We start from the raw sequence: 15,168 nt of genomic DNA, 5'->3' as shown, positions 1-15,168 counted from the left end.
AGGGTGTAGCAGGATATCCCAGAAAAACACTTCGAGGCGCCTTCGATGAAGTTTGACTTGAAGTACCTCAAGGAGAAGAGTTCGAGAGAGGAGCAGCTGTGATAGCGTAACTCAGATGTTTTTTGACAATGAAAAATACTTTGAATTTGTCAGACCAAGTCAGAGCTGCCGGGATTACTGTTCCTATTACTCAGGTATCAAGCCTATCACTACCTTAGGTCAAATCACTATGCTTCCACGCACGTTCTTTTTGGACTTGCCAGATCCGCTGATGGATGAGTTGGAAAAGTGTAAAACTAACGCTGAGGTAAAGGAAGTTGGAATAGAATGGTCTATACAGCAGTGCAAGGAGTTGGTGGAAAAGAAGGTGCCATCCTTGCATTTCTATACCATGAGTAAGGCAGATACCACCTATAAAATTGCAAAGGAGATATTTTAAAAATATGTATTTCCGCAATGGTACTGGTAGGATTGCTTTGGTTTAAATCTTTCCAAACCAGAATTTCTGAAATTCTTAGATCAACATGTTTTTTGAAAAAGTAAAAAAAAATCCTTCTGGAATCATTCCAGAAGGATTTCTAGTTTATTGAGTGAAATTAATCTTTGCTTAATTTCATTGAGATCTCTTCATATTTTTTCTTGGTCTCATCACCGAGTTTATCCAAGTTTTTCTCTAACCAATCCAAACTTTCTTGGGTGGTTTCTTCTAAATCTTGAGCTGTATTTTTTGTTCCTTTTTCAATATCTGAAGAAGTCTTATCCCACCATGTTTCCACATTATTCATGTGCATTTCGGCAGTTCTTTCAAAGTTCTCAGATTCAGCCTTAGCGTTTTTCACTACAGTTTCGTAGCGCTCTTCGATCATTTCAAGATTGTCATCTTCTACTTTCAAGTCATCATACACCTTTTCAGCTCTATTTTCAAGGCTGTCAAAACGCTCATCGATTACTGACCAGTTGTGTACTGGAACTATTTTAACTGCGTTTTCTACGCTATCTACATAATTCTCAAGGTTAGAAGTTACTTCTACACGGTCTTGTTCAGTGTAATTTTTCGTCTCACATGAGTACAATGCTACTGTGGCTACTGCTGCCCCGATAATTAAATTTACTTTCGTTTTCATTTCTAAATTGGTTTGGTTGTAAAAAGGTTGTTAGTGGTTAAAATCTATTGCATCTAATACAATACTGAATCCAATCCTATAGTTAGCTTGTAGGAATCATAAAAAGGGTCATTACGATTAATTAAGGCACTTTTTAGGGGTTGAAGGCGTTTTTTGACGATTAGTTATATTCCCCACTTTATGATAATTATTACCCAAGTTTTCCAAAATCTGTCCAGGTCTTGGGTGATTCTAGAGGTTTTTTGTTTAACCGACAAAGCAAAAATCTACTATAGGTCATAGCACAAACTTGAGGATCTCAGCCCTACAGTAATTGATCTTTGGTAACTTTAGCTATGATTAAATTGATAGAATGTCCTCGGGACGCAATGCAGGGAATACCTGAGTTTATTGATACCGCGATTAAGGCGGCTTATATCAATCAACTTTTGGAGGTGGGGTTTGACACGGTGGATTTCGGGAGTTTTGTAAGTCCTAAAGCAATACCTCAAATGCGTGATACGGCCGAGGTTTTAGAACTTCTCGATCTACATAATTCAAAAAGCAAACTTTTATCGATTGTTGCGAATGTCAGAGGAGCAACCGAAGCATTACAATTTCAAGAAATCGATTACTTAGGTTTTCCGCTGTCTGTATCAGAGACTTTCCAACAGAGAAACACGAATGCAAGTATTCAGCAAGCATTGGAGAAAGTTGAAGAAATTCAGAATCTCTGCGAAGTGAAGGGGAAAACCTTGGTGACTTACTTAAGCATGGGCTTTGGGAATCCTTATGGAGATCCCTATTCTCCAGAGTTGGTTGCAGAGTTTGTGGAGAAATTGGATCAGCTGGGTGTTAAAATTATTTCTTTATCTGATACGATTGGAGTAGCTGATCCAGAATTGATTACAAGTTTATTGAGTTTTCAGATTACTACTTTTCCTCACATTGAATTTGGTGCGCATCTGCATAGTAAGCATGAGCATATTGCAGCGAAGGTTAGGGCAGGAGTAAAGGCTGGTTGCAAAAGATTTGATGGTGCGCTGAAAGGATTTGGAGGTTGCCCTATGGCTGATGATGAGCTGGTGGGCAATATGGCTACTGAAGTGATGGTTGAGACATTGGAGTCTGATGGTCTTGATTTAGGGCTTAATAAAGTGGAATTTGGAGAGGCAATGAAATTGGCGAATTTTGTATTCAATCCATAAAATTGCTAAACCAACAACCTATACTTCTTCCCAGGTAAGGACTTTACAATCCCTTCAAACTCTAAAGCCAGAAGTTTAGAAGATAGCAATCCCAAAGGGATTTCTGTGGTTATGCTCAAAGAATCAATTTCTACTTCTCCTTTTTCCTGTAAAAGCTTCAAAATAGCCTGATCATCCACATCTCTGTGGGTCAAGTCAAGTTGAGGCTTTTGAGTTTTTATTTCACCAGGTTTGGTCCAAAACAGAGCTTCTACTACGTCATTTGGCCCGGTATATATATTTGCCTTCATTTTCTTAATCAGCAAATTGCAACCCTCGCTGTATTGGGATTGCAGGTTTCCTGGCACAGCAAAGACATCTTTGTCATAGCTGTATGCAATTTCAGCTGTGATTAGGGCACCTCCTTTTTCGGCTGCTTCTACTACAATTAGCGCATCGGAAAGGCTAGCTATAATTCGGTTGCGTGCTGGGAAGTTTCCCGGAACCATGGTGCTACTTGGCGAATATTCACTAATTACAGCCCCTGACTCTAAAATCGATTCTGCAGTTTTCCGATGAACTGCAGGATAAATCCTTCCGATTGGAGAGCCCATCACTGCAATCGTAGGAAGTCCAACTGCCAAAGCAGCCCGGTGAGCCTCTATATCAATACCATAAGCTAATCCTGAAATAATAGTAGGTTGGTAAATTGCCAAATCTTCAATGATCTTTCTTGTGGCTGATTTACCATAATTTGTCGCACTTCTTGTCCCGACGATTCCAATACTTCTATCAAAATTCAGATCAGTTTTTCCCTGAGCGAAAATCACCACAGGTGAATCCTCTTGCATTTTAAAGCGCTGAGGAAAATCAGGATGAAGTGGAGTGAGGATATGGAAGTGCTTTTTTGCACATTCATTAATCAGGTCATCCGCTTTTCGAAGTAACTCGGATTCTTGATTTCTTAAGGTTAAAAGCTTTTCTCCGACTTTGGGAGTTTTAGCCACTTTGCCTTTTGGGAGTTTGAAAAAATTAGTAGCTGACCCTGAATAGGCGATAATAGCTTTAAATACACCAGGTCCAATTTTAGGAGCTAAGGATAATGCTAGAAAGTAACGTAAATCCTCATGAGCCTGATTTAGCATTGAATTCATCCCGGATATTGATTAAAAAATCTTTGATCTCCTGAAGCCTTTGCACGGCTTGTACCTTATCAAATCCTTGCTCTTTTCCCGCTTTGATCACTTCTTGAGCTCCCTGAAGCGTGTATCCTTTTTCTTTAACCAGATGATAGATGTATTTGATCTTCTGGATATCGATCTTAGTGTAGCGACGATTGCCTTTTCTGTCTTTCTTAGGACGGATGATATCAAACTCACCTTCCCAATAGCGAATCAATGAAGGCGCAACTTTGAACATTTGCGCTACTTCCCCTATGGAATGATATTTCTTTTCTATTTCTCGCTCTTTGTACGGCACGGTAAAAATTGTCTTTGACTCTAAATTAATGAAAATGCTATAAGTTCTTCAACAAGAACTTTAACTGAACAAGAAAAAAACGATTATTTTATCGATTTAGTGTTTGAAGCATCTGAACTGCTGCAAGCCCAGCAGTCTCAGTTCGTAATCTTGCTCGACCCAAAGATACTGGCTTAAACCCTGCTCTAAAAGCTTTTTCAATTTCGATTGGATCAAAATCACCTTCTGGGCCTATTAAAACTAAATATTTCCCATTTGCTTCTGCGCTGTCAAACAAATGATGATCGTGATTCTCATCTACGTATGCAATGAATTTCTGATAATCTTCAAATTCTTTAGAATTCAAGATCTCATCTAGTTTGGAAATGGGATTAAGAGTAGGGATTCTATATTTTAAGCTTTGCTTGCATGCAGAAATAATCTTTTTTTCCAGTCGGTCAGTTTTAAGGTAGGTTCTTTCCGAATTCATAGTCTCCAAAAGGGTCAATTCATGGAAACCTATCTCAGTGATTTTTTCCACCATCCACTCCATACGATCTGGACTTTTGGTTGGCGCAATTGCCAAATGAATATGAAAAGATTCTGCTTCAACTTCATTGGTTTGCAGAACTTTCAAACTGGTCTTCTTAGGGTTTGCTTCCAGGATTACACATTCGAAAAGTTTGCCAGCACCATCGGTTACATTCACATGGTCTCCTTGCTTTTTACGAAGTACACGACAGAGATGCTTGGACTCCTCCGGATCTAAATGGATAAGTGGGGGGCTGATGTTTTCTTGAAAAAAGAGTTGCATACGGAATTTTCTTAGACACAAAAAAAGCACATTTCCTTAGAAATGTGCCTTAGTACCATATAAACCTTATAACCTATTAACCTTTTGAAATTTCCATGTTGACAGACTTACCTTTGATGGTGTTGTTTCTCATTCCGTCGATCACCTGATTGGCATCTTTAGAAGGAACATCCACAAAAGAGAAGTTGTCATAAATATCAATTCCTCCAATGCTACGTCCTGGTACGCCAGTTTCACCCGCGATCGCACCGACGATATCATTTGGACGGATTCTGTCTTTTTTACCAAGGTTTAAGAATAGACGAGTCATGTTTGCTTCGCGAACTCTTTCTGGTCTTTTACCACCATCTCTAGAGCCACCGTCACGAGATCCGAATTCTCTTCTTCTCTCACCACCTCTTTCGCTTCTCTCTCCTCTTTCAAATCTTCCGCCTCTTTCTCCACCTCTTTCGAATCTTCCGCCACGTTCGCCTCTTCCGCCGTCACGTCCACCTTCTCTTCTTCTATCGTTACCATAGGTATCGATGCTGAAGTTCTGCTCGCTCATTTCTTTCACTGAGTCACCCATCGCTAACTTCATCAAACCAACAGCTACCTGATCGATGGTAAGACCTTCAGCAAGCATTTGTCCGATAGTTGCTTCGAAGATTTGATTGTCTTCTTCTTTCTGAACTTGTTCTGTTACGCTTTTCACGAATTGAGCTTTTTTCAATTCGATCAAATCAGCAGCAGAAGGAGGGGACATCTTTGTAATGGTAGCTTTGGTGTATCTTTCCAAATCTCTCATCTTAAAGTTATCTCTTCTACCTGTTACGAAGTTGATTGCTTTACCATTTCTACCTGCACGGCCTGTACGACCGATACGGTGTACGTAATATTCTTCGTCTAATGGAAGGTCGTAATTGAATACCGCCTCTACATTGTCAACGTCAATTCCTCTTGCAGCTACGTCAGTTGCAACAAGTACTTTGCAATGTCCTTTACGGAACTTGCCCATTACCTTATCACGCTGAGCTTGAGAAAGGTCACCGTGAAGTGCATCAGCAGCAATTCCTCTAGCGATCAAGCCTTCGGTAACTTCATCTACCATACGCTTAGTATTACAGAATACTACGCTTAGGTTGATGTTGTGAACATTCATCAAACGAGCCATCAATTCCAATTTCAATGGATTCTTAACTTCGTAATACGTTTGTTCTATGTTAGAAACAGTCAATTCCTTCTTGTCGATTTTTACAATCTCAGGATTAGTCTGATATTTTCTAGTCAAGTCCATGATAGGTCTTGCCATAGTAGCAGAGAAGAAAACAGTCTGTCTTTCTTCCGGCATCTCCTGAAGGATAGCTTCGATATCATCTCTGAAGCCCATATCTAGCATCTCATCAGCCTCATCCAATACTAGGATGCCAACTGAGTCAAGCTTCAATGTGCCACGGTTGATGTGATCTTGTACACGGCCTGGAGTACCTACTACGATCTGAACTCCTTTGCGAAGAACTCTGATCTGGCGGTCGATAGATTCGCCACCGTAAATAGCTACTGAATTAATTGCTCTGTGATAACGAGCCAATTTTTGAATTTCACCTTCTACCTGAACAGCAAGTTCACGGGTAGGGCAAAGAATGATTGCTTGAGGCTTGTTTACATCCGCATCGACTAAGTCGATAATTGGAATAGCAAAAGCTGCTGTTTTACCTGTACCGGTTTGAGCCTGTCCGATGACATCTCTTCCCTGAAGTACGAAAGGTATAGCTTGTGATTGAATTGGGGAAGGTTGGGTATAGCCCATCTCTTCCACTGACTTAAGAATTTCCGCAGAAATTCCCAAGTCTGAGAACTTGAGTGTTTGATCCATGATGTTTCCTTAATTTCCCTGCCATTCGGTCCTAATAAATATCCCGACAAGCGACAGTAAGGAATTCACGGCACGAAAAATTGTTCTTTGTCTTATTGACGGTGCAAAAGTATGATTAATAATTTGGAATACCAAACTGTATTCGAAAGTATTTAGAATAATCGTTAAAAAATGAATGATTTGGGAGAAAAATATTTGGTTAGGAGGAGATAGACCTGTTCTTTAAGAATAAAAATTTGTCGAGTAATTGATTTTGTAAGACTGATGGAGCCCTTGTCACTCGGAATAACATTAGCAATCAATAAAAGCCCAGAATTGAATTCTGGGCTTTTATTGATCTTGTCTTTGGCAAGTTTTGTTAAAATTAAATTTCGAATTATGTATATCCGCTTTACTTCTAGTAAGTTGACAAAAGCAATGTAAGATTTATTAAACTTAAGAATTGAGGGTACTTCGGTCTTCGGTCATCGGTCTTCCAACCTGATAAACAAGGAATCTAGGGTGACTGGCGCCATTTCGGATAATCATATTTCGAATCTTTCAATTTTCCAATCTCGAATCCTATCACAAAAAAGCTTTATTCTCACTCGCTTCCTCAATCATTTCCTCTGCGAGATCTTTACCTAGGTATTTATCAATAATGCCATGGGCAACGTAAAGTAGGGGAGTGAGTACTATCGCAACGGTCATTTTGTAGAGGTAATTCATAATTCCCACTGCAATGATTTGGCTGAGACTCCAGTTGCCAAAAACGTAAAAAGCTATTCCCAATACGACGAAAGAATCAATAAACTGGCTAACAAGCGTTGATCCTGTTGCTCTAAGCCAGATCTTATTTTCCCCAGTGACCGCTCTTAGTTTTTGGAAAACATACACATCGATTAACTGGCCAAGTAAGAACGCAGTCAACGAACCGATGATAATTCCTAGTCCTTGACGGAAAATTGTATTGAAGGCATAGCTGATATTGAAGCTATCTCCATCCGGTGTGGTTGAATTCACATCTAACCAGAAGTCTGCCGGAACCAAATGGGTAACTATCATTATCACGATAAATGCGTATGCAATCAGTCCAGCCGTAAGAAATGAGATCTTTTTTACCCCTTTCTTACCAAAATACTCATTGATTATATCAGTGGTGATAAAAACCACTGGCCAAATAATCGCTCCAGCTGTCAAATTGAAATCCAATAAATAAGCTCCAAAGAAAGTCCAGTTCACCGGATCAAAACCAAGCGTTTTCTCTGCGGAGAAAATCTTCACTCCGATGATCTCAGCTAAAATCGCATTGGTCAGGAAGATGCTTCCCAGAATGATAAAAAGATTGGTTTTTTTGGACTCCTGAATGCTGTTCATATGGAATAGGATTGACCTTCCTCGCTCAAAATACTAGTTGGAAAAACACTCTTGGCTTCCTCCAATAAAGGTTCGAGATGTTCATATCTGGAAGAGAAATGTCCCAAAAGCAACTTCTTCACTTTGCTCATTTTGGCAATTTCCGCAGCTTGAATTGCTGTACTATGAAAGGTCGTAGCCGCTCTTTCGATATTGTCTTCCATAAAAGTAGATTCGTGATATAGTAAATCTACATTTTTCAAATATTGTTTCAATTCAGGGTTGAAAATCGTGTCTGAGCAATAAGCATAAGATCTTAAAGGCGGAAGTGGGTGTGTATACTCCTTTACTTTATAAATCTTTCCATTTTCGTCTTTGTAATTTTCTCCTGATCGAAGTGCTTGAATTGCCGCTAATGGAACGTCAGTTTGCTGCAGTTTCTCTTTAATCATACTCCTTAATCCATGTTTTTCTCTGATCAAAAAACCAGTAGTAGGAAGTCGATGTTTTAGTGGAAAACTGTAGACTTCATAGCGCTTGTCTTCCAAAAGCAAATTCAATCCATCATCATGCGTTTCTACGAAATTCAGCGGATAGGGGAGCTTGGTGTTGCTATATCTGAAATTGGTAGTAATGATTTCATCCAGACCTCGTGGGCCGAAAATAGTAAGGGGCGTTGTGCGTTTTCCTAGACTATAACTTGAGAGCAAGCCTATCAATCCATAGTAATGATCTCCATGAAGATGTGAGATAAAGATATGGTTGATTTTGGATACTTTGACCTTGAAAGCACGAGCCTGTAGCTGCATAGCTTCTCCGCAATCCAGCAGTAAAAAGTCCTGCCCAAATCTAACGACTTGGGCAGTATGATGTCTTCCATGCACAGGGATGGAAGAGGTGTTTCCTAATATGGTGACTTCAAAGTCCGGGATCAACCTTCCTCCTCCTCTTCTTCTTCACCGCTTTCGATTGCATGCATAAAGATGGCTTCGCTTGCCTCTTCAAGAGAGCTAACCAAGTTTAGCTTTTTATCAAGCATTGAGATTTTCAACAATTTCATCACGTGATCCTGCACGCCAGAAATGATGAAAACACCACCGTTTTTACCAAACTCACGATCTCCAACTAGCAATGCGCTAAGTCCTGAAGAATCCACATATTTCACTTCGCTCATGTCCAAAACAAGATTTTCGAAGCCTTCAGCATGAATCGTCAACAATTCAGACTTTAAAACTGGAGCAAGTAAAGAATCCAATTTTTCTTCCTGTGGAGTGAAGATGACGTACTGTTCTTTTTTATCAATTGAATATTTCATAGTATAAATTATTGGGCTTTTAGCCTAGGTGTTTAAGGATTGCTTTTTCAATTCTAGACTCTATTTCTGTTGTGTTTGCTTTTTGGAATTTCTCTCCGGTTATTTTTTCGAAGAGCTCAATATAGCGATCAGAGATGCTTTCTACAATTTCGTCCGTCATTTCAGGCACAGATTGTCCTTCCTTGCCCTGAAAACCATTGGAAATCAGCCATTGCCTTACAAATTCCTTTGAAAGCTGTTTCTGCGCAATTCCCTTCGCTTGGTTCTCTTCGTATCCATCTGCGTAGAAATAGCGGGAAGAATCCGGGGTGTGAATTTCGTCGATCAGAAAAATTTTATCCCCAACTTTTCCGAATTCATACTTAGTATCTACCAAAATCAACCCCATTTCATTGGCCATTTCCTGACCTCTTTGAAACAACGCTCTGGTGTATTTTTCTAGTTGCACATAATCCGCTTCACTCACGATTCCTTGTTTTAGAATCTCTTCTCTGGAAATATCCTCGTCATGTCCTTCGTCAGCTTTAGTGGTAGGTGTGATGATAGGTTCTGGAAATGGATCATTTTCACGCATATGCTCAGGCATGGCAACGCCACAAATTACACGCTTTCCAGCCTTATGCTCTCTTGCCGCATGACCCGACATATAGCCACGTATCACCATCTCAACTTTGAAAGGCTCGCATCTCACACCTATAGTCACATTTGGATCGGGAGTGGAAGTGACCCAGTTAGGCACGATATCGGAAGTAGCAGCAAGGAATTTCGCTGCAATTTGGTTTAACACCTGACCTTTATAGGGAATCGGCTTAGGCAATACCACATCAAAGGCTGAAATTCTATCGGATGCAATCACAACCAATTCTTTGTCAAACATATAAACATCGCGAACTTTACCTTTGTAAAATCCTTGCTGTCCTGGAAATTTAAAGTGGGTTTCTTTGATTGCGTTACTCATCCTTTTATCGTTTGGGCAAAAATAGAAAAAGCTTTGCCTTTCTGCTCTTTCGAGATCTATTATTTATCTGTTTTGTTTCCGTTTTCGTAGAATTCGGTTTTGGTCAGATTCTCAATTTCATCAAAAAACTCTCGCTTTCCGTGTATTTTTCCTTCTTGGAAGCGTCTGATTTCCTCTAACGAACCATCTTCACGGAATATTCTAACCTCACCTTGGGCTTTATTATTCAGGTAATTTATCGCAAAATGAACTTGACCGTTTTCATAGTAATTGATCTCTAATACCAGATTTGCATTTTTATCAAAGGTCTTCTTCTGTTCAATTTCTCCCGATGGATAGTATTTTTCGGTAGGCTGAATTGGGATTCCTTTTTTAAAAACTGATTTTTCTCTCACTTTTCCATTTTCGTGATAAGATAGTAACTCACCATCTTCATATCCCTTTTTATAGTTTCCTCTTCTTTCGGGAGATCCATCTGGATAATTCAATTCATAAACCCCATCCAGCACTCCGTCGGAATAGTCTATGACTGATAATACCTGGCCATCTTCATAATATTGAGTTTCTCTTCCATCTAGTGCTCCATCAGAATAGGTGGCAGTTATAATCAGTTGCCCATTTTCATAAAACTCCTGAAAAAGTCCGTCATAACGACCTGCTGAGAAATATACCTTCGAAGCTTGCTTTCCAGACTCGTAAAAGGTCTCGCTGAGGCCATTTGGTTTATTTGCGATAAAGTTAGTTTTGTCTCTGACTTGCCCAGTTTCATAGTAGGTAATTACCTCCCCGACAATCTGATTGTCTAAATAGGTAGAAGTTTGTTTTAGCTTTCCATCTGGGAAAAAACTCTTTGAGACACCTTCCCTAATATTATTTATAAATGGAGTAATTCTTAACGTGTCACCAGTCGCTGGATGCAAATCAGCAAAAATCCCATTCTTTTGTCCGTTTTTTAATTGGCCGATTTGAATAATATTTCCTTCTTCGTCATAGCGTTTGATTTCACCATTTGCCTGACCATTTACTGTGAAATATATTTCTTTGACCAAGGTTTCCTCTTCATCGTAATACGTGCGAATAGTGTCCTGAGCCTTTGTGAATTGGGCAATAGAGCAGTAAAAAACAAGTAAGAGGAGTTTGTTCATAGGATAAAAAGAAACCTCAAGACTGATTGCCTTGAGGTCAAAAGATAAATTTCGGCTTACATTTTTTCAATGACAATAGCAGACGCCCCGCCACCGCCATTGCATATGCCAGCTACGCCGATTTTGCCATTTTTCTGATGTAATACAGAGTTCAATGTGCTGATTATTCTTGCTCCTGAAGCTCCTAGTGGATGTCCTAAAGATACAGCACCACCAAATACGTTTACTTTATCATTGTCCAGGTTTAGTTCTTGTTGATTTGCTAAAGCTACGGCAGAGAAGGCTTCATTGATTTCATAGAAATCTATGTCTTCAGCAGTTAACCCAGCGTGCTTGATAGCTTTCGGAATGGCTAGGGCAGGAGCAGTGGTAAACCAAAGTGGGTCTTTCGCAGCATCTGCAAAACCTCTAATCTTCGCCAAAGGCTTTAAACCTAATTCCTCAGCTTTTTCCTTGCTCACCAGTACTAATGCTGAAGCGCCATCATTCATGGTTGATGCGTTTGCTGCCGTGACAGTTCCTTCTTTATCAAATACAGGTCGAAGGGAAGGGATTTTATCAAACATAACGTTCTTATATTCCTCATCTTCGTCGATTACGATAGTTTCGCCTTTTCTACCTTTCATTTCTACCGGAACTACTTCATCTTTGAAGTAACCTTTAGCCCATGAATCGGCAGATCTTTGATAAGATTGGATAGCATATGCATCCTGAGCCTCTCTGGAAATGTTCATCTCTTTGGCAGTATTATCCGCACAGTTTCCCATTGGGAATTTATTATATACTTCGAACAGGCCATCTTTCACCAATCCATCCACGAATTCAGCATTGCCATATTTGTAGCCAAATCGTGCTTTTGGAACATAGAATGGCACATTGGACATACTTTCCATTCCACCTGCGACAACTACGTCATTGATACCAAGCATAATGGACTGAGCGCCAAACATCACTGCTTTCATGCCAGAAGCACAAACTTTATTGACGGTGGTACAAGGGACATTATAAGGAATACCAGCTGCTATAGAGGCTTGACGTGCAGGAGCTTGTCCAAGATTAGCGGAAATCACATTTCCCATAAAAACTTCCTGTACTGATTCTGCATTAACACCGGCTTTTTCCAAAGCTCCTTTAATGGCGGTGCTGCCTAATTCTATTGCTGTCAAACCAGCTAATTTCCCGCCGAAACTTCCTAATGGTGTTCTTACAGCGGAAACAATATATACTTCTTTAATCATAGTTATTTGGGTTTAGTAGATGTTAGGTGACCGATGTAGGATGTCCGGTGTACCCTTCATCGGTCATCGGTCATCCAACTTCAGACATTCTGACCAGTCAGGAATCCCTCTCTTAGGTCTCTCTGTAGCTTTTTTCTTGTTTTGTTGGATATAGCGCAATTCTGCAGCATTCATACTTTCTAGTATTTGTGCAGCTTGCTCAGGAGTCAGGTTCATAGCTTTTAACTTCTCCTTAAACTCCTCCATTGCCTTTTGTTTGTCAGCTAAATTGGCATCTTTTTGGTCATTAGCATTTTCACCTGGCTTATCCTCACTTTGCTCGGTGGGATCGCCGGATTGAGATTCTTTGGCTTTATCCTCATTGGTTTTTTCTCCATCCTCTTTTTGCTCCTGCTGCTCGCCATCTTCTCCTTGTTGAGAGTTGTCTTTTTGCTCCTGCTTTTCTTCCTGGTTCTGCTGGTCTTGATTCTCTTGGTTTTGTTGATCTTGCTTTTCTTGCTCTTCCTTATCTTTTTCTAGCTTTTCTTTAAGAGCCTGTAGCTTTGGGTCTCCAGGGTATTTGGTCAAGCCATCGTTTACCGTCGCCAATGCCTGATCCTTTTCAGTTTTGACATAGGATCGCGCAGCGCGATTAAAGTATTCTCCTGAAGTTTGTGCTATGGTGCTCGACAGGCTTAGGGTCAATATAAATCCAAGAAGTAATAGGAGTTTATTTTTCATCGATTTCTGTGATTTCTTGAAGACTCATCATAAAATCTTGATATGCATCAACGGTTTCATCTTGAAGTCTAGCTTCATTCATTAGGTTCAACGCATCTTTGAAGCGGAATTGTTCCACTAGCCTATCTGCCTCTGCTTTCTTACGCTTCGCAAATTCTGATGGTTCGGGCTTATTTTGATCTTCATTCTTGCGCTCCTCATCACGTTGCAACCACCTTGCCAGTAATTCATAATTGTATCTAGCTACTTCGTTATTAGGATCTTGAATCAACGCAGATTTAAATTTGGAGAGAGCAGGCTCGTATTCCTTTTTATCTCCTAGTAAAACGCCTCCTTGATTGTATGCGAAAGAAGCGAGCATCTTATTTGGCGCTATTGAAGCTTTGTCGTAATAGCCTGCTGCTTCTTCCACTTTCTCAGCAAATTGATTGCTTAATCCGAGATTGTAATCCAGCTCTGGAGAAGTGTACCCAAATTCATCAACAAGGACCTGATGGTTGGTAATTGACTGCTCGTATTCAGCATTTGCATAGCTTTCTCCTGCCAAATCTATGGCGGAATTCAAATTGGTACACGAGTCCAAGATGCGGGAATCAGAAGAAAAACTGCCAATGTTAGCTTACTCCAACTCATTTATAGTTTGATAGTTTTGATCGGTAAAATCATATCTAGCATAGAAAGAACTAAGCCAGCTAATAAGAAATAGAAGTACTTATTTGCGGAAGCTTCCACCACTCTGGAACCAGTTACACCGCCTTCCACGCGTTCTATTGCTGCTATTAAATCACCAATTTCCTGCACTTCATCTGATATCTCAAAGTACTGACCATTTGTTTCAGAGGCAATTTGCTGTAACGGAGCTCGGTCAAGAACTGTTTGGGCTGGTTTTCCAGTTTGTGGATCTATTACCAAGCCGTTTCCTCTTGGAATGCTACTTCCCCCCTCAGTTCCAATGCCAAGTGAAAACACTTTTATTCCTTCACTATTCAACCGGGAGCCAATTTCGTCCAAATCATCTCCAAAGTTTTCTCCATCAGAGATCAAAATGATTGTTTTGGATTTCACTTCCTGACTTTCATCATTCAAGAATCTTTCTTCTGCCATTTTCAATGGACCATTCAAATCGGTGCCAAAGTTCGGGACCAAACCCGTATTCAAGCCATCAATATATAATTGAAGTACGCTTTGATCGAAGGTAAGGGGGCATTGCATAAATGCTTCCGAACTGAAAATAATCAGTCCAATTCTATCTGAAGGAAAGCTTTTGGTAAGATTTTTTAGCTCAAACTTAATTCGCTGAAGGCGACTTGGTCCGATATCAGGGGCATTCATCGATTGGGACAAATCCACAGCAATGAAGATGTCTTTTCCTTCTTCCTGTATTTCTTTCAATGAAGTTCCTATGGATGGACCTGCAAAAGCGATCAGGAATAACACAAAATAGACAGTCCTAATGACCACCTTAGTGAATAGCCTGCGCTTTTCCACCACCAGTTTTCGATTAATCTTCCAGTAGCGAAATAGATAAATAAAATATAGCAAACCGAATATGCCGGCTAGCAAGAGGGTGAGTTTTACGTCCGGATATGCCCAAATCATAGCCTGAAATTATAAAATAAAGATTACTTTAAAAGGAAGAATGCTATAAGTGGTGAAGGTAAATTCAAATGTTATTGATAATTAACAAACATTAATTTTTTTGAATCGTCTAATTTTGAGATTACAATTCAAATAAACGAAGGATGGAGCCATCAGGCAAGCGGAATAAATTCATTTTACTTTCTTTTTTCATTTTACTGTTTTGCAGTGCCAGCGCTCAGGAAACTAGCTATTTCTCCGCTGAAGTCTTGGATGTGACGAATACTTCGCCTCTTCCAGGAAGCTAGCGTCTATTGGGAGAATGATATTTCATCAGGAGTAGTTTCCGATATCAATGGAGTATTTCGGATTGAAATAAAACCTTTACCGGCTCGCCTGATTGTTTCTTTTATAGGGTATGAAACTTCTACTCGTGTCATTACTTCCAAAGACTTGGAGAAA

General features: G+C 39.9%; 16 protein-coding genes and 1 pseudogene. 3 read left to right on the top strand and 14 right to left on the bottom strand.

Annotated elements, in window-relative coordinates; genetic code table 11:
- Positions 1 to 115 precede the first annotated feature (115 nt).
- Positions 116 to 439 carry a methylenetetrahydrofolate reductase gene (locus tag AC0L6R_RS24520; RefSeq protein ID WP_473273516.1) on the top strand — a complete coding sequence of 108 codons (324 nt, stop codon included), beginning with the start codon at positions 116 to 118 and terminating at the stop codon, positions 437 to 439.
- Positions 440 to 596: 157 nt separating this feature from the next.
- On the opposite strand, the gene AC0L6R_RS24515 is transcribed toward AC0L6R_RS24520, so the two are convergent.
- Positions 597 to 1,124 carry a hypothetical protein gene (locus AC0L6R_RS24515; RefSeq protein ID WP_473273515.1) on the bottom strand — a complete coding sequence of 176 codons (528 nt, stop codon included), beginning with the start codon at positions 1,122 to 1,124 and terminating at the stop codon, positions 597 to 599.
- A gap of 335 nt (positions 1,125 to 1,459) precedes the next feature.
- Here AC0L6R_RS24515 and AC0L6R_RS24510 point away from each other — a divergent pair, with 335 nt between their 5' ends.
- Complete coding sequence (locus AC0L6R_RS24510) at positions 1,460 to 2,311, top strand: hydroxymethylglutaryl-CoA lyase (RefSeq protein WP_473273514.1); 852 nt, start codon at positions 1,460 to 1,462, stop codon at positions 2,309 to 2,311.
- Between the two features lie 5 nt (positions 2,312 to 2,316).
- On the opposite strand, the gene dprA is transcribed toward AC0L6R_RS24510, so the two are convergent.
- The 13 genes from dprA to AC0L6R_RS24445 all read right to left on the bottom strand — a co-directional run bounded on the left by dprA (position 2,317) and on the right by AC0L6R_RS24445 (position 14,727).
- Complete coding sequence (gene dprA / locus AC0L6R_RS24505) at positions 2,317 to 3,444, bottom strand: DNA-processing protein DprA (protein WP_473273513.1); 1,128 nt, start codon at positions 3,442 to 3,444, stop codon at positions 2,317 to 2,319.
- Positions 3,416 to 3,769 carry a MerR family transcriptional regulator gene (locus tag AC0L6R_RS24500; protein ID WP_283414361.1) on the bottom strand — a complete coding sequence of 118 codons (354 nt, stop codon included), beginning with the start codon at positions 3,767 to 3,769 and terminating at the stop codon, positions 3,416 to 3,418. The genes dprA and AC0L6R_RS24500 overlap by 29 nt, the downstream gene beginning before the upstream one ends.
- A gap of 88 nt (positions 3,770 to 3,857) precedes the next feature.
- Positions 3,858 to 4,562 carry a 16S rRNA (uracil(1498)-N(3))-methyltransferase gene (locus tag AC0L6R_RS24495; protein WP_473273512.1) on the bottom strand — a complete coding sequence of 235 codons (705 nt, stop codon included), beginning with the start codon at positions 4,560 to 4,562 and terminating at the stop codon, positions 3,858 to 3,860.
- Between the two features lie 76 nt (positions 4,563 to 4,638).
- On the bottom strand, positions 4,639 to 6,417 hold the full coding sequence (locus AC0L6R_RS24490; protein WP_339869525.1) for a DEAD/DEAH box helicase: 1,779 nt from the start codon (positions 6,415 to 6,417) through the stop codon (positions 4,639 to 4,641).
- A gap of 564 nt (positions 6,418 to 6,981) precedes the next feature.
- Positions 6,982 to 7,773: a queuosine precursor transporter gene (locus tag AC0L6R_RS24485; protein ID WP_473273511.1), complete on the bottom strand. Its 792-nt coding sequence runs from the start codon at positions 7,771 to 7,773 to the stop codon at positions 6,982 to 6,984.
- Positions 7,770 to 8,687: a ribonuclease Z gene (locus AC0L6R_RS24480; protein ID WP_473273510.1), complete on the bottom strand. Its 918-nt coding sequence runs from the start codon at positions 8,685 to 8,687 to the stop codon at positions 7,770 to 7,772. The genes AC0L6R_RS24485 and AC0L6R_RS24480 overlap by 4 nt, the downstream gene beginning before the upstream one ends.
- The gene (locus tag AC0L6R_RS24475) at positions 8,684 to 9,067 is read right to left on the bottom strand and encodes an STAS domain-containing protein (RefSeq protein WP_339869521.1); all 384 of its coding nucleotides are present in this window, start codon (positions 9,065 to 9,067) and stop codon (positions 8,684 to 8,686) included. The genes AC0L6R_RS24480 and AC0L6R_RS24475 overlap by 4 nt, the downstream gene beginning before the upstream one ends.
- A 19-nt stretch (positions 9,068 to 9,086) precedes the next feature.
- Positions 9,087 to 10,025 (bottom strand): phosphoribosylaminoimidazolesuccinocarboxamide synthase, encoded by a 939-nt coding sequence (locus tag AC0L6R_RS24470; protein WP_283414367.1) that lies wholly within the window; start codon positions 10,023 to 10,025, stop codon positions 9,087 to 9,089.
- 59 nt (positions 10,026 to 10,084) lie between these two features.
- A complete protein-coding gene (locus AC0L6R_RS24465) occupies positions 10,085 to 11,170 on the bottom strand; it encodes a toxin-antitoxin system YwqK family antitoxin (RefSeq protein WP_473273509.1) in 1,086 nt (361 codons plus the stop codon).
- A 56-nt stretch (positions 11,171 to 11,226) separates the two neighbouring features.
- On the bottom strand, positions 11,227 to 12,405 hold the full coding sequence (locus tag AC0L6R_RS24460; RefSeq protein WP_473273517.1) for an acetyl-CoA C-acyltransferase: 1,179 nt from the start codon (positions 12,403 to 12,405) through the stop codon (positions 11,227 to 11,229).
- 66 nt (positions 12,406 to 12,471) lie between these two features.
- On the bottom strand, positions 12,472 to 13,128 hold the full coding sequence (locus AC0L6R_RS24455) for a hypothetical protein (RefSeq protein ID WP_473273508.1): 657 nt from the start codon (positions 13,126 to 13,128) through the stop codon (positions 12,472 to 12,474).
- Entirely contained in the window at positions 13,118 to 13,693 is a 576-nt protein-coding gene (locus tag AC0L6R_RS24450) for a hypothetical protein (RefSeq protein WP_473273507.1), read from the bottom strand. The genes AC0L6R_RS24455 and AC0L6R_RS24450 overlap by 11 nt, the downstream gene beginning before the upstream one ends.
- A 68-nt stretch (positions 13,694 to 13,761) precedes the next feature.
- Positions 13,762 to 14,727: a VWA domain-containing protein gene (locus tag AC0L6R_RS24445; RefSeq protein WP_283414371.1), complete on the bottom strand. Its 966-nt coding sequence runs from the start codon at positions 14,725 to 14,727 to the stop codon at positions 13,762 to 13,764.
- A 261-nt stretch (positions 14,728 to 14,988) separates the two neighbouring features.
- On the opposite strand from AC0L6R_RS24445, the pseudogene AC0L6R_RS24440 reads away from it, so the two are divergent.
- Positions 14,989 to 15,162: pseudogene (locus AC0L6R_RS24440) on the top strand (carboxypeptidase-like regulatory domain-containing protein); the annotation flags it as partial.
- Positions 15,163 to 15,168: the final 6 nt, after the last annotated feature.

The organism is Algoriphagus sp. 10J20-15, assembly GCF_055809615.1.
The sequence above is the reverse complement of the archived record's forward strand: the minus strand, read 5'-3'. Positions and strand labels throughout refer to the sequence as shown.